18 protein-coding genes are annotated in these 19,383 nt (G+C 58.2%); 4 read left to right on the forward strand and 14 right to left on the reverse strand.

Annotated features, from left to right (window positions below):
* Nucleotides 1-27: 27 nt before the first annotated feature.
* The 6 genes from QVZ43_RS13575 to pncC form a co-directional block, all read right to left on the reverse strand.
* The gene (locus tag QVZ43_RS13575; RefSeq protein WP_302910355.1) at nucleotides 28-963 is read right to left on the reverse strand and encodes a LysR family transcriptional regulator; all 936 of its coding nucleotides are present in this window, start codon (nucleotides 961-963) and stop codon (nucleotides 28-30) included.
* 6 nt (nucleotides 964-969) lie between these two features.
* Nucleotides 970-2,610, reverse strand: coding sequence for an acyl-CoA synthetase (locus QVZ43_RS13580; protein ID WP_302910356.1), 1,641 nt, complete (start codon nucleotides 2,608-2,610; stop codon nucleotides 970-972).
* A gap of 36 nt (nucleotides 2,611-2,646) precedes the next feature.
* Nucleotides 2,647-3,447: an enoyl-CoA hydratase gene (locus tag QVZ43_RS13585; RefSeq protein WP_302910357.1), complete on the reverse strand. Its 801-nt coding sequence runs from the start codon at nucleotides 3,445-3,447 to the stop codon at nucleotides 2,647-2,649.
* Nucleotides 3,448-3,501: 54 nt separating this feature from the next.
* Nucleotides 3,502-3,951, reverse strand: a complete 450-nt coding sequence (locus tag QVZ43_RS13590) for an OsmC family protein (RefSeq protein ID WP_223793036.1) — start codon at nucleotides 3,949-3,951, stop codon at nucleotides 3,502-3,504.
* Between the two features lie 210 nt (nucleotides 3,952-4,161).
* A complete protein-coding gene (recA, locus tag QVZ43_RS13595; RefSeq protein ID WP_223793035.1) occupies nucleotides 4,162-5,214 on the reverse strand; it encodes a recombinase RecA in 1,053 nt (350 codons plus the stop codon).
* Nucleotides 5,215-5,404: 190 nt separating this feature from the next.
* Complete coding sequence (pncC, locus tag QVZ43_RS13600) at nucleotides 5,405-5,905, reverse strand: nicotinamide-nucleotide amidase (protein WP_302910358.1); 501 nt, start codon at nucleotides 5,903-5,905, stop codon at nucleotides 5,405-5,407.
* An 80-nt stretch (nucleotides 5,906-5,985) separates the two neighbouring features.
* Between pncC and mutS the strand changes: the two genes are divergently transcribed.
* Together mutS and fdxA are read left to right on the forward strand one after the other, a co-directional pair.
* Nucleotides 5,986-8,610, forward strand: a complete 2,625-nt coding sequence (gene mutS / locus QVZ43_RS13605; RefSeq protein ID WP_302910359.1) for a DNA mismatch repair protein MutS — start codon at nucleotides 5,986-5,988, stop codon at nucleotides 8,608-8,610.
* A gap of 158 nt (nucleotides 8,611-8,768) precedes the next feature.
* Entirely contained in the window at nucleotides 8,769-9,092 is a 324-nt protein-coding gene (gene fdxA, locus QVZ43_RS13610) for a ferredoxin FdxA (protein WP_223793032.1), read from the forward strand.
* 105 nt (nucleotides 9,093-9,197) lie between these two features.
* On the opposite strand, the gene QVZ43_RS13615 is transcribed toward fdxA, so the two are convergent.
* Nucleotides 9,198-9,668, reverse strand: a complete 471-nt coding sequence (locus tag QVZ43_RS13615) for a phosphate-starvation-inducible protein PsiE (RefSeq protein WP_302910360.1) — start codon at nucleotides 9,666-9,668, stop codon at nucleotides 9,198-9,200.
* 121 nt (nucleotides 9,669-9,789) lie between these two features.
* On the opposite strand from QVZ43_RS13615, the gene QVZ43_RS13620 reads away from it, so the two are divergent.
* Together QVZ43_RS13620 and QVZ43_RS13625 are read left to right on the forward strand one after the other, a co-directional pair.
* Nucleotides 9,790-10,254: a hypothetical protein gene (locus QVZ43_RS13620; RefSeq protein ID WP_302910361.1), complete on the forward strand. Its 465-nt coding sequence runs from the start codon at nucleotides 9,790-9,792 to the stop codon at nucleotides 10,252-10,254.
* 17 nt (nucleotides 10,255-10,271) lie between these two features.
* Nucleotides 10,272-10,754: a methyltransferase family protein gene (locus QVZ43_RS13625; RefSeq protein WP_302910362.1), complete on the forward strand. Its 483-nt coding sequence runs from the start codon at nucleotides 10,272-10,274 to the stop codon at nucleotides 10,752-10,754.
* Here QVZ43_RS13625 and QVZ43_RS13630 read toward each other — a convergent pair.
* From QVZ43_RS13630 to QVZ43_RS13660, 7 genes are all read right to left on the reverse strand, one after another.
* Nucleotides 10,751-11,929, reverse strand: coding sequence for an ADP-ribosylglycohydrolase family protein (locus tag QVZ43_RS13630; RefSeq protein ID WP_302910363.1), 1,179 nt, complete (start codon nucleotides 11,927-11,929; stop codon nucleotides 10,751-10,753). The genes QVZ43_RS13625 and QVZ43_RS13630 overlap by 4 nt on opposite strands.
* A 58-nt stretch (nucleotides 11,930-11,987) precedes the next feature.
* Complete coding sequence (locus QVZ43_RS13635) at nucleotides 11,988-14,690, reverse strand: HAD-IC family P-type ATPase (RefSeq protein WP_302910364.1); 2,703 nt, start codon at nucleotides 14,688-14,690, stop codon at nucleotides 11,988-11,990.
* A 46-nt stretch (nucleotides 14,691-14,736) separates the two neighbouring features.
* Nucleotides 14,737-15,375, reverse strand: a complete 639-nt coding sequence (locus tag QVZ43_RS13640; RefSeq protein ID WP_302910365.1) for a LysE family translocator — start codon at nucleotides 15,373-15,375, stop codon at nucleotides 14,737-14,739.
* Nucleotides 15,376-15,417: 42 nt separating this feature from the next.
* On the reverse strand, nucleotides 15,418-16,452 hold the full coding sequence (locus tag QVZ43_RS13645; protein WP_302910366.1) for a hypothetical protein: 1,035 nt from the start codon (nucleotides 16,450-16,452) through the stop codon (nucleotides 15,418-15,420).
* A gap of 159 nt (nucleotides 16,453-16,611) precedes the next feature.
* Nucleotides 16,612-17,946 (reverse strand): right-handed parallel beta-helix repeat-containing protein, encoded by a 1,335-nt coding sequence (locus tag QVZ43_RS13650; RefSeq protein WP_302910367.1) that lies wholly within the window; start codon nucleotides 17,944-17,946, stop codon nucleotides 16,612-16,614.
* 71 nt (nucleotides 17,947-18,017) lie between these two features.
* Nucleotides 18,018-18,263 carry a hypothetical protein gene (locus QVZ43_RS13655; RefSeq protein WP_223793024.1) on the reverse strand — a complete coding sequence of 82 codons (246 nt, stop codon included), beginning with the start codon at nucleotides 18,261-18,263 and terminating at the stop codon, nucleotides 18,018-18,020.
* A 161-nt stretch (nucleotides 18,264-18,424) separates the two neighbouring features.
* Nucleotides 18,425-19,270, reverse strand: coding sequence for a metal-dependent hydrolase (locus QVZ43_RS13660; RefSeq protein ID WP_302910368.1), 846 nt, complete (start codon nucleotides 19,268-19,270; stop codon nucleotides 18,425-18,427).
* Nucleotides 19,271-19,383 lie beyond the last annotated feature (113 nt).

Genomic DNA, 19,383 nt, shown 5'->3' on the forward strand with positions numbered 1-19,383 from the left:
CAAGTTCGATCGCAGCATTCGAGATGCTCACTGGGCACCGGGAAGGTGCGCTTCCTCCAGCAACCATTCCCGGAACATCGTCGCGATTGAGCGCTCTTTACCGGGCCCGGCACTGACCGCGAAGTAGGCCAGACCGCAGTCAAGCGGACGATCAAAGGCAACCACCAGTTTTCCGGCCGCCAGCTCACCATGATGAAGCGCCCGGCTGCCGAGCATCACCCCCTGGCCAGCCATGGCCGCCTCCAGTGTCAGCAATCCGTTACCGAACCGAAGCTCACGCACAGGACCGACATCAACGCCCTGCTGATGAAACCACTGGCGCCAGCCACAGGGCTTGTCCAGTCGTGAGAGCGTACCGTCGCAGAGCAACGGGCATTCTGCCAGTGTGCCAACATCGCTGACCGTGCTGGCAAGTTCCGGGGTACTCAGGGGCACCAGCTCAACGCCCATAAGACGCTGCACCTCGATGCCGGTATAGCGACCGTAACCGAGCCGAACGGAGACATCGATACCCGCACGCTTGAGATCATTGATGCCAATGGCCGTGTCCGGGCTGCGATCGACAGTGTGCAGGCTGGCCTGCAAACGGACTTCGGCTTTCGGGCAACGGGCGTAAAACCGGTGCAGGCGAGGCACAATCCACTTCGTCGCAAACAATGGCTCGGAGCACACGGTGACGATCAGGCTGGCCTCATCGTGGGAGCGAATCCGGTCCACTGCCCGGCCCAACGCCTGAAATCCCTCCTGCAATTCGGGCAGGGCCACTCGAGCAGCAGGCGTCAGACTGACCCGCCGGTGATGGCGGACAAACAGTTCAACACCGAGATAATCTTCCAGCGCCTTGATCTGGTGACTGATGGCCGCGGGAGTCACGTGGAGTTCCTTGGCAGCCGCTGCGAAACTGCCGGTTCGCGCAGCGACCTCAAAGTAAGACAGCGCAATCAGCGGAGGCAGTCGGGACACAACCAGTCAGGCCGAGAGGCCGTCATCAAGCTGCTTTCGCAGCAGGAACTTCTGGATTTTTCCCGTCGACGTGGTGGGCAGCGTGCCAAAAATGACTGTCTTGGGCACTTTAAAACCACTGATTTTGTCCCTGCAAAACGCGATCAGCGCCTCTTCGGTCAACGCACTGTCCGAGCGCAACTGAACAAAAGCGGCAGGGACCTCCCCCCATTTTTCATCCTTCATTGCCACGACGGCGGCCAACTCGACCTCCGGGTGCCGCTGAACCACCTCCTCCACTTCCAAAGAAGAGATGTTCTCCCCGCCCGAAATGATCACATCCTTTGAGCGATCCCGGATCTTGATATAGCCATCCGGCTCGACCACCGCGAGGTCGCCGGAATGGAACCAGCCGCCGGCAAAGGCCTTCTCGGTGGCTTCGGGATTCCGGAGGTAGCCCTTCATGACTATGTTGCCCCGGAACATGATCTCGCCCATGGTCTGGCCGTCGGCAGGCACCGGTTCCATGGTGTCCGGGTCCAGCACGGTTACGTCCTCCTCCAGCGGATAGGTAACCCCCTGACGACCATTGAGCCGGACGCGCTCTTCAAGCGATTGATCCACCCAATCGTATTGCTTCGGACATACGGTCGCGGGGCCGTAGGTCTCTGTCAGCCCGTACACATGGGTGAGTTCTACGCCGATTTTTTCCATGCGCTCGAACACCGAGGCCGGCGGCGGCGCACCCGCGATCAGCCCGGCCACCGGATGTTCGAAAGTCTCGCCCGCTGCAAGGGCCGCATCGGCAATCATGGCGTGAACAATGGGAGCGCCGCAGTAATGACTGACCCGGTGCTGCCGGATCAGCTGGAGGATGAGGGACGGATCGACTCGCCGCAGGCAGACACTGGTGCCCCCGATGGCTGCCAGCGTCCACGGAAAGCACCAGCCATTGCAGTGGAACATGGGCAGCGTCCACAGGTAGGTCACCCTGGCAGGCAGACTCCAGGACAGAACATTGCTGACGGCATTCAGGTAGGCACCACGATGGTGAGTCACCACACCCTTGGGGTTGCCGGTGGTACCGGAAGTGTAGCCAAGGGCGATCGCGTCCCATTCGTCGCCGGGCAGCGCCCAGGCCGGGGTCTCTGGCTGTTGGGCCAGTAAGGTTTCATAGTCCAGTTCGCTGATCGGTGGTTGCCGGCCCTGCGTGGCATCCGGCACATTAATAATGATCGGAGGAGCCCCTTCCATTTGACCAAGAGCTTTCTCAACCACATCCGCAAATTCCGGGTCGGCCAACAAGAGCCGTGCCCGACTGTGATCCAGGATAAAGGCCACGGTTGCCGGATCGAGACGGATATTGATGGCGTTGAGCACCGCGCCGACCATTGGCACACCGAAGTGGGCTTCATACATCGTGGGCACATTGGGCAACAGGGCTGCTACCGTATCGCCCCGGGCGATGTCGAAACTTTTCAGAACAGAGGCCAGCTGACAGCAACGGGCGTACGTCTGCTGCCAGGTGAACTGTGTATCGCCTGAGATCACCGCCGTCCTGTCGGAATAAACGGCCGCAGCTCGCCTGATAAAGCTCAGTGGCGACAGAGGTACGTGATTGGCCTCGTTCTTATCCAGGCCTTCATCGAACTGGCTGACATCCTTCATCGCTCATTCTCTCGGCTGGACCGAACCACGCCGTTGTCAGTGGCCCGGTTGCTCCCATGTTGGCTTGCGCTTCTCGAGAAACGCATCTATGCCCTCTTGCGCATCGGCATTCATCATGTTGTCCGCCATGACCTCACCGGCCAACTCATAGGCCTCCGCCAGCGACATCTGCCGTTGGCGATGGAACATGGCCTTGCCAAATCTGATCGCCGCCGGGCTTTTGGAGAGAATCTTAGCCACCTTGGCAGCGACGGTCGCATCCAGGTCGGCATCGTCAGCGACACCACTCAACAGCCCCCAGTCCAGAGCCGTGTCTGCGTCGATGAAATCAGCGGTCACCAGCATGTCGAACGCACGCTTGGCGTTGATGTTTCGGGACAGGGCCACAGCGGGGGTGGAACAGAACAAGCCGACGTTGATGCCGGATACGCCAAACGTCGCGGATCTGGCGGCAATGGCCAGATCACAGCTTGCCACCAGCTGGCACCCGGCCGCCGTCGCCATGCCCTGAACCCTGGCAATCACCGGCACCGGCAGGTTGACCAGGCCCTGCATCACCCCACTGCAGCTCCGGAAAAGCGACTGGTAGTAACCATGATCCGGATGGGCACGCATTTGACGAAGGTCGTGCCCCGCACAGAAACCTTTCCCCGTGGCCGCAATAACCACGCAACGCACCGCCGGGTCGGAGGCGATGTTATCCAATTCGCGCTGTAAGGAAGCCAGCAAGGATTCGGACAGGGTGTTGAATTTATCCGGACGATTTAACGTCAGATAGACAGCCCCATCCTTGTCTTCCCTGAGAAGCTCGTCCTCCACCAGCTGAACGTCATTCATAAATCGTCTCCGTCAGGAATCCCCGTTCACAAATCCTGATTAAGGATAGCTGTTCTAAAGATAGTTGATTGTCACGTCTGCCTTGATCGAGTTGCGAATAAAACAGTTGCTGTGGGCGCTGGTGTGCATTCTCTCCAGCGCCTTCTGGTCAGGCATCTTGTCGCCGCCGAAGGTGATTCGCGGCGACAGCTCGATACGGGTCACCGCCTTGCCCTTCGTTTCCAGGTTTTCCAGGTAGCCTTTTGGATCGTCCTCATAGGACTCCACCTGATAGCCCTGAAAGTCGGCGATGGCCAGGAAGAACAACATGTGACAACTGGATACAGCGCTGATCAGCATTTGCTCAGGATCGGCACATTCAGGGTCTCCCTTGAATTCAGGAGAGGCCGAAACATTGAGCTGCTGGCCGCCACTCAAGGTGACACTGTGATTCCGGGAGTATGTGCCGGACTCGGATTCGTGGTCAGCACGTTGCCAGTGGATAGCAGCTTGATGGACGGACATAACATTGACTCCCCTGGGTTCTGAACCTTCAGCATAGAAACGGTTCAGCCGGGCGTAAAACGACGATTATTAGGCCGTTGCATTAGATAAACTAATGCACTCATTACTCAGAGGATAAGAGGGGGAGGTCAACACAAGCGGGGGATAGGGTTTGAACCCTGCGCAATCGCCCCAAAGGACAGGAGAAAGGCGCAGGGTTCGAAACAGGACTTACAGCAGTTCGCCGTTCGCTTCAGCCGGTTCAGCCGTTTCAGCCGCGTTTTTCTTGCTCTCAGGCTTCGGCATCAACTTGTCGCGCACCTTGGCTTCAATCTCGGTAGCCAGGTCCATGTTCTCTTCCAGGAACTTGCAGGCGTTCGCCTTGCCCTGGCCGATCTTGTCACCGTTGTAGGAGTACCAGGCACCGGATTTGTCCACAAACCCTTCCTTCACGCCCATGTCCAGAACCTCGGCCATGTGGTAGATGCCCTTGCCGTACATGATCTGGAACTCGGCCTGACGGAAAGGCGGAGACACCTTGTTCTTAACGACTTTCACACGGGTTTCGTTACCCACCACTTCGTCGCCATCCTTGACCGCACCAATGCGACGGATGTCCAGACGGACGGAGGAGTAGAACTTCAGCGCGTTACCACCGGTGGTGGTTTCGGGTGAGCCGAACATCACACCAATCTTCATGCGGATCTGGTTGATGAAGACCATCAGGCAGTTGGCGTTCTTCACGTTGCTGGTCAGCTTACGCAGCGCCTGGGACATCAAACGGGCCTGCAGACCCACGTGGCTGTCGCCCATTTCGCCTTCAATTTCCGCCTTCGGCGTCAGGGCCGCCACGGAGTCAACGATGATCACGTCTACCGCATTGGAGCGAACCAGCATATCGGCGATTTCCAGCGCCTGTTCACCGGTGTCCGGCTGGGAAACCAGCAGGTCGTCCACATTCACGCCCAGCTTTTCAGCGTAGACCGGATCCAGAGCGTGCTCGGCGTCTACGAAGGCACAGGTCTTGCCCTGCTTCTGGGCTTCAGCGATCACCTGCAGGGTCAGTGTGGTTTTACCGGAACTCTCCGGACCATAGATCTCGACGATACGACCGTATGGCAGGCCACCAATACCCAGTGCAACGTCCAGCCCGAGGGACCCGGTGGAAACCGCAGGAATGGCTTCACGGGGCTGATCACCCATTTTCATCACGGCGCCCTTACCGAACTGACGCTCGATCTGGCCCAGTGCTGCGCTAAGTGCTTTCTTGCGGTTATCTTCCATCAGTGCAAAACCCTCTGTTGGCGTTGCTACCCGTTACCTGGCCCAACCGGTAGCTCAATCGAATGATTGGGAAGCTGTACAGCAGATACAGCGCTTTCCTGTATATTTGCACAGTATTAAAACACAACCCGAAAAAGAGACCAACCCCCTTTGCGTGTCTTCCTGTGAACGTCTTTTTCAAGCGCGGTATTCAGGCTTCCTGCAGATAGTCATGCACCTGCCGCAGCGCAAAGAGCACCGCCTGCCGGCGCACCTGATCGCGGTCGCCCTGGAACTGTTTCAACACGGCCTGTGTGGAATCCGCATTAGACCCCCAGGCGAACCATACTGTCCCTACGGGCTTGTCCGGACTTCCTCCGCCGGGCCCTGCCACACCACTGATGGCCACCGCCACATTGGCACCGGATGCCGCCAGCGCCCCGGCCACCATTTCCCGAACCACGGCTTCACTGACAGCACCATGCTTGTTCAACGATTCGCTGGTGACCTTCAGCCAGTCGTGCTTGGCCTCATTGCTGTAGGTGACCAGCCCACCCAGTACGTAGGCGGATGAGCCGGCCCGGTCAGTCAGGGCCTTTGCCACCCAGCCGCCGGTGCAGCTTTCAGCGGTAACGATGGTTTGAGCTTGCGACTCCAGCAGCTCCCCCAGCCTTGCGGCCGCCTGACTCAATTCCTGATCGCTGGCCACCATGACACTCTCCTCATTTCATCCCGGCGGTTATTTTCTTACAATTGCCCACCTCATCCAAAGCAGTCAATCCGGAAGCCTCCATGTCAGCAGCTCAAACCGACCTGTCCCAGCACACGCCGATGATGCGGCAATACCTCAAAATCAAGGGCGAACACCCAAACGAAATGGTGTTCTACCGCATGGGGGACTTCTACGAGCTGTTCTATGACGATGCCAAGAAAGCCGCGGAGCTATTGGATATTACGCTGACGGCGCGGGGCCAGTCAGGAGGCAATCCGGTACCCATGGCCGGCATTCCGTTCCATGCCGCCGAGGGCTACATCGCCCGCCTGGTGCGCGCCGGCGTATCCATTGCCGTCGCAGAACAGATTGGTGACCCGGCCACCAGCAAAGGGCCTGTCGAGCGCCAGGTCGTGCGCGTCGTGACACCGGGCACCCTGAGTGACGACGCCTTCCTGGAAGACCGGCGTGACAACCTTCTGGTGGCGATTTACAGCCACCGGGAACAGTTTGGCTTTGCCTCACTGGATATCTCCAGCGGCCGTTTTTCCGTTTCCGAGCTGGAAAACCTGGAGGCCCTGCAAGGTGAATTGCAGCGCCTGCGCCCGGCCGAAATCCTGATCAGCGAAGACTTCCCTTACGAGGAAATCCTCGAGGGCTTCACCGGCATCCGTCGCCAGGGCCCGTGGCTGTTCGAAGCCGACACCGCTCGACGGGTGATTACCTCGCAACTGCAGGTTCGAGACCTGACCGGGTTCGGCTGCGAGGATCTCAACCTCGCCATTTCCGCGGCCGGCTGCCTGCTTCAATACGCCAAGGAAACCCAGCGCACCGCCCTGCCCCACATCCGGAAACTGACCCGGGAACGCCGGGATGAAGCCGTCATCCTCGATGCCGCCAGCCGTCGTAATCTGGAAATCGATACCAACCTGATGGGCGGGCACCAGTACACCCTGGCCTGGGTTATGGACCGCACGGCCACGGCCATGGGCGGCCGGGAACTCAAGCGCTGGCTGAACCGCCCGCTGCGGGATGTGGACACCGTAAAGCAAAGGCAGCAGGCCGTTTCTGCCCTACTGGATGGTTTCCATTACGAGCCCGTGCACGATCACCTGAAAGCCGTTGGCGACATCGAGCGAGTTCTCTCCCGTGTGGCCCTGCGCTCCGCCCGTCCGCGGGACCTGGCCCGTCTGCGCGACGCGTTCCAGGTGCTTCCGGACCTGCAGGAAACCCTCAAGCCGGTGAACTCCCACCACATCGTCAAGCTGGCGACAATCATCAGCGAATACCCGCAATTGGCGGATTTGCTGGAGCGGGCGGTGATCGACAATCCGCCGGTGGTGATCCGGGACGGCGGTGTCATCCGCGAAGGCTTCGACGAAGAGCTGGATGAACTCCGCAACATCAGCGAAAACGCGGGCCAGTATCTGCTGGACGTGGAAACCCGTGAGCGGGAGCGTACCGGTATCAGCACCCTGAAGGTGGGCTACAACCGGGTGCACGGTTACTACATCGAGATCAGCCGGGCGCAGTCCGATCAGGCGCCAGCTGATTACATCCGCCGGCAGACCCTCAAGAATGCCGAACGCTTCATCACCCCGGAACTGAAAGAATTCGAAGATAAGGCCCTGAGCGCCAAGAGCCGGGCGCTGGCACGGGAAAAAGCGCTTTACGGCGAAGTGTTGGAAACCGTGGCCGCCGAACTGGCGCCCCTGCAGGACGCCGCCCAGGCTCTGTCCGAGCTGGACGTGCTGGCCAACTTTGCCGAGCGGGCCACCAGCCTGCGCTTCACCGCGCCGGAGTTCAGCGAATCCCCCGGTTTCGATATTGAAGAAGGTCGTCACCCGGTGGTTGAGCAACTGCTGGACGAGCCGTTTGTGCCCAACAACCTGCTGATGGACACCAAACGCCGCATGCTGGTGATCACCGGCCCGAACATGGGCGGTAAGTCTACCTACATGCGTCAGGCCGCGTTGATTGCCCTGCTGGCGTATACCGGCAGTTTCGTACCCGCTAACCGGGCCGTGCTGGGCCCGGTGGATCGCATTTTCACCCGCATGGGCTCTTCAGATGACATCGCGGGCGGCCGCTCCACCTTCATGGTGGAGATGACCGAAACCGCCAACATCCTGCACAACGCCACCGAGCACAGCCTTGTGCTGATGGACGAGGTGGGCCGGGGAACCAGCACCTTCGATGGCCTGTCACTGGCGTGGGCAACCGCCGAGCACCTGGCGAAGAACATCCGCTGCTATACCCTGTTCGCCACCCATTACTTTGAACTGACCCAGTTGGCCGAGGATCTGGAGCACGCGGTGAACGTACACCTGACCGCCACCGAGCATGACGACAACATCGTCTTCCTGCACAACGTGCACGATGGCCCTGCCAGCCAGAGCTACGGGCTTCAGGTAGCCAAACTGGCCGGTGTGCCCCAGGACGTGATCCGCAACGCCAAGAATCAGCTAACGCACCTTGAGAGCAGCACCGTTCCGGCCGGTGGCGAGGCACCAGTGGCGCAGCCGGCGCCCAAGGCAGAGGCCAAGCAGCCCACAGCGTCCGAGCCCTCCTTCCAGGGCGATATGTTCGCCTCGCTGGAGCCGAGCGCCGTTGAGGAAGCACTGAAGAGCGTGGATGTGGATGGACTGACACCCAGGGAAGCGCTCAACCGGCTCTACGAGCTGAAAGAACTGCTGGGCAAATAGAGGGACGCCACACAGTTTTCAGGTCTGGCATAAACATATGCCGGCCGGGCGCTTGCGGCCCTCGAAGCCGCTCCCTACAATGTCGCGCAGAAAAACATAACCTTGGAGCCTGTTTTCAAGCTCCCGATGAGATAGACCACTGGACCAGGGATCTGATTATGGCGTTTATCGTTACTGATAACTGCATCAAGTGTAAGTACACCGACTGTGTAGAAGTGTGCCCTGTAGACTGTTTCTACGAAGGCCCGAACTTTCTGGTGATTGACCCGGACGAGTGCATCGACTGCGCCCTTTGTGAGCCCGAGTGCCCGGCAGAAGCCATTTTCTCTGAAGACGAACTGCCCGCCGATCAGGTCCAGTTCGTGGAGATCAACGCCGATCTCGCCGGCAAGTGGCCGAACATCACCGAGAAGAAAGACCCTCTGCCCGACGCTGAAGAGTGGGACGGCAAGCCGAACAAGCTTCAGCATCTGGAGCGATGAGTTCGCACCAGATGCGGCACATGAAAAAGGGAAGCTTCTGCTTCCCTTTTTTATTGCAGGCGCTTCGAAGGCATTTTGTACGAACCAACCGGTTATCCCTCCGTATTATTCGTTGGTAACGCTCGAACCCGGTTTGGGGATCGGCGGCGACGGATAACGGTGAGAACCGTATCGTACCGCGAGATTGGCCAATGCCAGCAACAGGATGGAACCGGTGATGTACAGGAGCTCTATGCCGGGGTCGTGGTGGTGAGCCTGTATGTCGCCAATCAGCATTCGGGTCAAGGCGGTAATGCCTACGTAAATCAGAAAGCGGGTCGGCATGTGGTTCGTTTTAAAGTAAATGCCGACCATGGCGCCCAGTTCGAGGTAGATAAACAGCAGCAGAATATCGGAGATCGAGGCTCCGCCCTTGGAGGCCATGTCAATAAAGGCCATCACGGCAGACCAGAAAATGGCGCCGCCAATGGCAAACAAAGCGATGTAATGAAACAGATCCACCATCAGATTACCGAACGGATCGGTTACACGCCGGAGCTTGTTGTCTATCTCCTCGGACTTTTGCTCGTAATTCATAGAAATCGCTCGGTATCGTTAGCAGACTTGAAATCCGGCCCGGAGCATCGGCCATGGTTAATCGCAGTATAGGCAAAGGGGAAAATCCCGGTATGATTCGGCCAGGCATTGGGAGAGAACCATGGGAAAATCGGTAGCACTGGCAACACTCATCGTGCTGTTGCTCGCTGGCATTGGCTTCCAGCACTACATAACCTCACTGCCTGATCTGGAAGCGCCTATGTCTCTCAGCTCCGCGCGGTTCGGCCCGGACGGGAGCTCGATATCAGCCTCGTTTCAGCGCAATGATGGTCAAGGCTTTCATTTTGGCATTCGGGGCAATGCAGACAAGGATTGGGCAACCGCCCCTCTTTATTTCATTCGAAATCCCGAACTGGTTCCCTACGTCCACTGGCCCAGCATGGGGGGGCCGGATGAGAGAGCCCTGTTAAAGGCTCTGGAAAACTGGGTACACAGTCATGTAACGGCGGAACAAATGAGCAGATTCGAGCAAGTCGACAGGGAGGATTTTGGCCCCGCGGAGATGGAACTGGCCGCAGTGTACAAAATCTATGAGACTCTGCGGAGTAGAAACCCTGGCCAATAACAGGAAGCTGTTGCCCTATGGATTCTGATCAAGCCAACCTGGGACCACCCGAGCTTAAAATACCGCCCGTCGTGCTGGTGATCATCGTCGCCGTCGGGATGTGGGCCATTGCCCGAGTCAGCCCAAGCCTGGCTTTCTCCCTACCCGGCACGGCAGGGTGGGCAATTGGCATTGCCGTCGCAGGGGTTGGTGTTGCCCTGCTGGGCGTCCTTGAGTTCAGAGCCGCGGGGACGACCGTCGATCCGCGAGTCCCGGAGCAATCCGCAAGCCTGGTGGTGGGCGGCGTGTACCGACACTCACGGAACCCGATGTACCTTGGTTTTCTTCTTGTACTGATTGCCTGGGGACTGTACCTGGGCAGCGTCCTTGCGCTGCTGCTGCTTCCTGCGTTCATTGTCTACATGAACCGCTTTCAGATTGCGCCCGAGGAGCGGTTTATGCACGAAAACTTTGGCGCTTCCTACGACCAGTACCGGTCCGAAGTGCGCCGCTGGATTTAACGTTCGCCAGGGATCAACGCTTCCAGATCGCCATAGAGGTCGGCGGCACCCGTAACCCGTGACAACCAGCTCAGCGGTATGCCCCGCTCGCCCCCGACTCCGTGGATGGCCGCCATGGCAGGCCCGATGAGCCAAGCCCGTCCGCACGAATCGCCACCGCAGTGAATGTTGGCACGGACGGCCTCGGCAAAGGATTGAGCCTGGCTGATGATGTGAAAGCTGACCGGCATGGCCTCGTCCAGATAACAAGTGCGACCGAAAGTATCTCCGGCGTTTATCGCATCGAGCGGTGCGCTGGTTCGTGCATGTGCCAAACTCGCTGCATCCGGAGCCAGTTCTGCCGCGGCGTCCATGGCTTCCGCCAGAGCCTGCCCCAGAAACAGCCCTTCCAGAAGGCGGGCCGTGCAGTGCGCCCAGGCAACGGCCTCATCGCTGTTGTTGGTGACCCGCACTGCCGCGTCCACCTGCGCCATCAAATCTTGTTTTCCGGCATAGCAAGCAACCAGCGGTGGAAGCTTGGAAACGGCGGGCAGCTGAGTATCGTCCGCACCACTCTCCGGCGACAGTTTTCGGTCAATGGTTTGAGCGAGGAACACGCCGGCATCCTGAATCCCGGATTCCTTGTAGGTCAGGTTGATTGCCTCCCGAACAGGGGCCGCCAGTGCAACGCCGCTGAGCCGCCGGACGTAGGGCATCACCTTCTGCACCAGCACGCGCTTTTGTTTGTCCGTCAGGTCGGTGTCGATAGACGCGAAAGCCTCCTCAATGGCTTTCTGTTCATTGGCGGCAAGGTTGATGAGTGTCCACCGGGTGGGGTTATCGATAAAGCCCTGCCACCCGCCGCCCGGGCCGAAATAGTTCACAAAACGTCGCTGGTAATCCCGGACATTGAGCTGGCCGTCGTTGGCCAGAAGACTGTCGGTGAGTACTTTTGTGGCAGCACCATAGTGGCTCATATCACCCGGCTTCTTGCCTTCATGAGCGAAGAAGCCAAACACCCCATCGAAATAGTCCACTCGAGGTGAAAGGAACTCCGGGCGCTGACCGGCCACGTCCAGGATACGCTCGCTGCTGTAGAGCCAGTGCAACCCCAGGCCGGCAGCATCCGCCACCCATCCGCCGCTCAGGGCTGCCAGCATTCGCGTCCGTCTCTCCTCCGGCGGTTTCTTTGTCATGCTATTGAGACCTGTGGGGATGTGGGATTTTAGGAGTTAAAAGCAAGATGCAGCCAGTTTACTGCAAATCCGATCGGCCAACCCGCATCCGGACCTGCTTCTCAATCTCCAGCAATAACAGCAGCGCCACGCCCACCAGCAATACCAGCGCCAGATCCATGACCGACATTGCCCGTGTACTGAACACTGCCTGCGCCCCCGGCCAGTAGGTAATCACACACTGGCCGATCAAAACACCGAACACCGCCAGCCACACCACCGGTGTCCCCTGCAGCATAGTCCAGCTCGGGGAGCGGACATCCATGGTTCGAATGAAAAACAGATAGAAAATTTCCATCGCCACCAGCGTGTTCATGGCCATGGTTCGCGCCAGCTCCAGCGTGTAACCGGATTCGATGGCAAAGGTGAAAATACCGAACACGCCGCACAGGAAAAGCAAAGAGACAAGAATGATGTGCCACAGCACACTGGCATCGATCAGAGGGTCGGTGCGGGGGCGCGGTTTGCGTTGCATGGTGTTATTACTGGTGGGTTCAAAGGCCAGTGCCAACCCGAGGGACACGGTAGTGATGAAGTTGATCCACAGAATCTGCACCGGTGTTACCGGCAGCGCCACGCCAACCAGCAGCGCCACGATAATGGCAAAGGCCTCGCCGCTGCTGGTTGGCAGAGTCCAGGCGATCACCTTGCGGATATTGTCGCGCACCGTCCGCCCTTCCCGGACTGCCGCCACGATGGAGGCAAAGTTGTCGTCCGCCAACACCAGATCCGACACTTCCTTGGCCGCCTCTGTACCCTTGCACCCCATAGCGATGCCAATATCCGCGCGCCGAAGCGCCGGGGCATCGTTAACGCCGTCGCCGGTCATAGCCACGGTCATACCCTCTGACTGCAGGGCCTTCACCAGCCGTAATTTGTGCTCGGGACTGGTGCGTGCAAAAACACTGACTTGCCGGGCAGCCACCGCCAGCTCATCGTCGTTCAGCTTATCCAGCTCAGCCCCGGTCAGGGTGCCGTCGTGATTGGCCAGGCCGATCAGGGCACCGATAGCTGAGGCCGTACTGGCGTGGTCACCGGTGATCATTTTGACGCGGATACCGGCAGCCTGGCACTCGGCAACGGCGTTGATCGCCTCTTCCCTCGGCGGATCCATCAGGCCGACAATACCGACAAACAGCAATTCGTGCCGGACATCCTCAAGATTCACCACGGTTTTGTTGTCCGGAACTTCGCGACACGCAAACGCCAGCACCCGCTGCCCCCGGGAGGCGATCTCTTCTGCGCGCCGCTGCCAGAATGCCGTGTCCAACGGAACCGGGCGGCCATCCTTCCCCTGGTGGTTCGCGCAGAGAGCCAGAACCGTCTCGGGAGCCCCTTTAACAAAAATCATGCCATGCCCCTGATGGTCATGATTCAGTGTGGCCATGAAACGATTGGCGGTATCAAAGGGGATTACGTCAGTCCGGGGCCACGCGCGCCGGAGCTCTGCGGGTGTTTCATCTAATTTACCGGCCAGCGCCAGCAACGCGCCCTCCATCGGATCCCCCTGCACCTCCCACGCTTGGCCCTGCCTGGACAGTTCGGCGTCGTTGCAGAGGACAGCACTGCGCACCAGGGTTTTAAGTGGCAGAGGCACCTGTTCAGGGTCGAGCGTTTCACCGTCCAGCCAAACGCAGCCGAAGGGGGCGTAGCCTGAATCTTCCACAGTGTATGACCGGGCACCAGCCACCACACTGATAACGCTCATTTCATTGCGTGTGAGGGTGCCGGTTTTGTCGGTGCAGATCACCGAGACCGATCCCACGGTTTCAATGGCAGGCAGCCGACGCACGATGGCGTGTCGGCGCGCCATGGTTTGAACCCCTACTGCCAGGGTAATGGTGAGCACCGCGGGCAAGCCCTCGGGAATCGCCGCCACCGACAACCCCACCACGGCCATGAACACGTCGGCAAAAGGCTGCTGCAGCACAAAATACCCATACAGCAGGATCAGGCCGGCCACGACACCGATCAGCAGGGTCAGCCAGCGAGCGAGCACGGACATCTGCTCTATCAGGGGGGTACGGAGGGTATCTACCTCGGTCAGCATGCCACTGATGCGCCCGACTTCGGTCTGTTGGCCCGTGGCAACCACCACCCCCGCACCCTGTCCGCCGGTCACCGTGGTTCCGCTGAACGCCATGCAGTCCCGCTCGGCCACCAGGGTTTCAGCTGAGACCGGACTGGTCTGTTTGCTGACCGCCACCGATTCACCGGTCAGGATGGCCTCCTGAATCTGCAGGCCGTGTACCTTGAACAGGCGAAGGTCCGCCGGCACACGGTCCCCGGCATCAAGCAACACCACGTCTCCGGGCACCACATCGTCGCCGGCAATGGACAACCGCTTGCCGTCCCGCAAAACTGACGCCTGGGGCGCCAGCATATGCCGGATAGCCGCAATCGCTCGCGCAGCCTTGCCCTCCTGGACGTAGCCAACCACGGCGTTCAACAGGACTACCGCCAGAATGACCGCGGTATCGAGCCCGTGCCCGAGTAACAGGGTGATAGAGGCCGCCGCCAGCAGCACGTAGATAAGTATGTTATGAAACTGGCGCAGGAAACGAATGAGGGGGCTTTGGCGGCGCGCTTCAGGCAGACGATTCGACCCGAAACGCGCAAGGCGCTCCCTGGCCTCAGCCTGACTCAGCCCGGCCCGGCCCGTTGTCAGTGCGCGAAAGACCGTATCCGTGTCTTGCTGATGGAAACCGGTTCCCTGTTCCATGCGGGAGATCTCCAAAGCTCCTGTCATCTGGCCGTTTTGCGTTTGCTCAGGCCTGGGTCATAGCCACTTTGGCGCCAATGCCGACAAAGATACCACCGGTAATTCCGTGCATCATCCGGCCAACCCAGGGTGGTATTGCCCAGCGCCGCGACCGGGACACCGCAACGGCCACAGCACACTGCCAGAGCATGGCGAGGACGAAATGGACCCCGGCCAATAGCAGCGACTGGAACAGCACCGGCCCTTCAGGATCTACAAACTGAGGCAACAGCGCCATATAAAAAAGCGCGGCTTTCGGGTTAAACAGGTTGGAAAGCAAGCCCTCCCGGAAATCCCGCCAACGGTCGGGCGCTTCCCGGGTTTTATCGCCCCTGGGCTCATGGGGTCGTCCTCGGCGGCTCGCCTGACGCAGACTCGCTATCCCGAGCCAGATCAGATAGCAAGCACCGGCCCATTTCAACAGAGTGAACGCCCAGGCGGTCTGAACCAGAATCAGGGAAATGCCGACCGCCGAGAGGGCCGCATGCAGAAACAGGCCACTGCAGATACCCAGACTGGTCACCATCCCGGCCTTCAAATCGGTCCGACCGGTGTTGCGAATCACCAGCAACGTGTCGACGCCGGGGGTGATGGTTAGCAGTGTGATAGCGACAAGAAAGGCCCAGAAAAGCTCGCCGGATGGCATGACACACCTGAAAAGTCAGTGAAAGCCTCTTGCGTTCTCAGCTCAGGCTTCCGGTTCGAGGATTTTTTTCACCGCCGCCGACCGATAGAAAGACGACAGCCGGCGCCGCACCGCTTCCTCAAGATAACCTTCCTCCCGGAGCACGTCCACAAAGGGAATAACCAGAGCCTCTACTTCGGCCATAACCATGGTTTCCGACACACCAACATCCCGCAGGAGCTCGCTGACTGGTCGGTCGCCATATTGCTCGAACAGGCGGTTCACAACAGCCTCGCAGCACGCCTCAAAATAGGGAGTCTCACGGAAACTGAGCCAGAATTCGTAACCCAGCACGACGAACTCCTGCAACTGGATGTCACCAAGTCCTTCGTTCAATTCCTGGATACTCAGGTCTTCAACGCCAATCCATGCCGCCATCACCGTATCCCTCAGCTCCTCATCGGTCAGCGCCCGATTAAGGAAGGCTTCACTCCGGTTGATCAGCCCCGGCAGGCTATCGGATAGCCAGGCCTTGATACGGCGCTCGAAGCTTTCGTCCAGCCCCGGTACCGCCTTGTTGGCCATCTTTTTACCCAACTTCATCATCGAGCCGACGCCGGGAACCGACTTGGTGATCAGGTTGTCCTCGTAGAGGTAACTCACCAGCCCCTGATACACGACGTTGGCCACCAACTCCTGGTAGACCGGATGTGACATAATGCCACTGATCATGCGTTTACGATGATGCTTGAGCTCCAGAGCCTCCTCCACGAACTCTGCCACCTGATCGCGGCTGAGGATTTCCCGCAGAGGTGTCTGTGACTGCACCGGAGCGTTCAGCACTTCCGTCGCCATGTCCCCGGCTATCTCAGGAATACCGCCATCCAGCTCCATTTCGACCACCAGACGACGAATCACGCTCAGAATCTGGTCCGGTGAACTGAGACGGTTCAGTGTTACCCGGTCCGTGTAGGCATAGAGTGCCGCCACCTCGCGCTCCAGGAATTTGTGAAGCTTTGCACCTTTGAACTGAGCCAGTTCGTGTTTTACGTGCTGCTCAAGGAGGGCATTCGCCAGATCGGTGACAACAGTCGTCATAATTCGATGTCCTGAACGATAGTAGGGCTTGATGAGATACCGGACAGGCTAACACGAAGCCACAACGCACCGATTTGCCTCAGGAGCTGATTCCGGTTGCGGTGCGGCCAAGTTGTGAACGGCAGACCCTGCCGCCTTGCTACTCCTAACGCCCGTGCATCAAAAGCCAGTCAAGTTCAGCGATTCAAGGCGATCTTCCAGCTCCAACATGAAGGCATTCCGTTCAAGGGACTCAGTGTTCCTCGCCAGTTCGCCATGGCCACCGTTGCGAGAAGCAATGCGCTTGTTGGTCTGATTGCCTGTCACCCTGACCTGACGGGTCTCGGGAAACCGATACTCAATCGCCCGGGGATAGCGGTGCTCCAAATAAATCCAGTTATCCTTGATGAGGGTGTAAGGGCTATCTTCCAGAATGATTCCGGCGTCTGAAAACGGATTCCCGCGGTCAGTATGATAGATAAGGTTGTTAACAATCTTGCCCCCGAAGTTGCTGTAAATGATATTGGGGTGCCGGTTTTTCATGCGCATGCCAAAACCAATGGCTCGATCATTATCGATGAAGACGTTGTTCTCAACAGTATTGTTCGAAGTGTTATTCCAGATATGAACGGCATGTTCCGCAATTCGATCCGCGGGGCTGGCAATATTCTGAAAAACATTATGTCGAATAACCCATCCCCGGATGCCGTGGGCATCAATACCGCCAATGTAGTAATTGGGCCCGATGCCTGCGGTATATCGAAATACGCAATATTCCACCAGGCCATTATCTGAGAGGGTTCTCGGGTGATTTTTTTTATCGAAGCTCACCTTTAAAAGCTGTTCGTAGCCGTCTTCGATGATGCAGTTTCTGAACGTTGGAACGTCGGCGTTTTTCTCTGCTGCAAGCTGAACCAGGTGGTTGCCCGCCTGTTGCAGCGTAATTCCTTCGAGAACAAAGCCAGAACTGTTGATTTGCAAGAGGTTTTTCACCCGATTGCCAGGTTGCATGCCACTTCCACGGATGATGACCTTTTCCGGATCGTTGGATTTTGAAAGAAGCATGACGTTTGGATGGTTTATGTAGACCGTCGTCTCCAGACGATACTGACCATCCTCCAGGATGATGGCCCCATGTCCTCCGTTGTCAGCAACTTGCCTGAACGCGTTCTTCAGTCCCTTGCTGTCGGACACATGGATAACCGCATGCCCATCCGGAATGTTTACGCGCTCATAACGGCCCAAGGTCATATTGGCATTTTCAGGAATACCCGTTTCCTGAATCGGGCTTACGCCTTCTGGCTGGTCCGGGCTAAGGGCCATTTGAGCGTAACTGACTCCGCTGCTAAACCATCCGCAGGTAGACATTATGGAGGTGAGTGACAGCCCTAAGCTGATGCCTAGCGCCAACGTGATATTACGAAGTAACCGATGCCCACGAAAGCCCGTCATTTGCCCCCACTCGCCTTTTCCATTCACATACATCCTGCCCAACTTTGCAGTAATTTTTATCATAGGGCGTCACACCATGAGCAGCCAGATTTGGAGGCCCGGGCGCGCTGGAAGAGCTCCGCGGCAATCGAGGGTTACTGAAAGTCGTTAAACGAGTGGAATTCCGCGCCCAGTGCGAGGCAGAGGCTGCCAGGGCCAATATAGACACTACTGGTGATCCCCATCTGGGGAAGCAGGAGCTCAACGCCATTCTTCTCGCAGGTTTCACGGAGACGATCCAGTCCCGGCAGATCTTCAATTTCGGCCCAGGACAGGCCACAGGAAAGGCAGACGTAAGGAGTCAAGAGTCCGGCCTCAATACGGCCAATGGCGTAATTCATCACCTTCTCGACGGCCACATCGAAACGTCGGGGTTTGGTCGCGGGTTTCGCCTCGGCGCCCTGGCCGGTCGCACTGTTATCGTTATTTTAAGTTCCAACCAATAGCCAAAAGTGCAACTTTTGACAACGCTCGTAAAACACAAATGCCAACTGATGCAAAATTAACCAGCTGTCGTTATCGACGCCTGAGGCACCTCAAGTTCAGCCAGATTCTCGCTCAGAAGATCGCGGTTATCCTGTTGCCAGGGATGAAAGTCCTTGCGCAAATAGGCGAGAAAATCCGGCAGGCACCTGCGCATTACTCCAGGCCACCCCCAAAGGAAGTTGAGCCCGCCCAGCCAGGTTCTGAGGCTCCAGAGCTTGCCGTCGGTTTTTAGCAGGCTGCAGGTATTGATAAGGGTGTATTTGAAGAAGTGATAGGTGACGAACAAAAAGACGATGCGCCGCAGCCGCTCGTCGCCGACACAATGCCGGTACACATCAAAGGCCACGGATTTGTGTTCTGTCTCCTCGATCGCGTGCCAGCGCCAGAGCTGTTGCATCTGTGGTGTCGCGTCGGCCATCCACTCACGGTTGCGCAGGATGGCGTTAGCCATTACTGCGGTGTAGTGCTCAGCGGCGCAAGTGCCGGCCAGTTGGCGGTCCCTGGGCAGACTTCTCACCCACTGCATATGCTTGTGAAACCGCGCGTCCAGAGCATCAATTTTATAGCCACGGGCTTTCAGTGCTTCGTTATAGTGGCGGTGCTCGCGGCTGTGCAGCCCCTCCTGCCCGATGAACCCCCGGATTTCTTCTTTCAGTTTCGGATCGTCAACCTGATCACGGTACTGACGCACCGCGTTGATGAACTGCTGCTCGCCGTCCGGAAACTGTAATGAAAGGGCGTTAAAGAACGCGGTGCGAAAGGCATCGTTACCGTGCCACCAGGTTTTCAGGTCCTGGGACACATCAAAGTGCATGTGCCGTGGCTGTACAGACACATCCTCGGGGGTGTAGCTGACGGTCATGATTCTCTCCTGTCCTTGTTCTGGTTATTCACAGAAGTCCATGTGCAGCTGCTCAAGTTAGAGCAGCCACACCCAGCTGTATACAAGTTAACCAGTGAACGGCCCAAATTGAC

Source organism: Marinobacter suaedae (genome assembly GCF_030519635.1).
In the GTDB taxonomy this organism is placed as follows: Bacteria; Pseudomonadota; Gammaproteobacteria; order Pseudomonadales; family Oleiphilaceae; genus Marinobacter; species Marinobacter suaedae.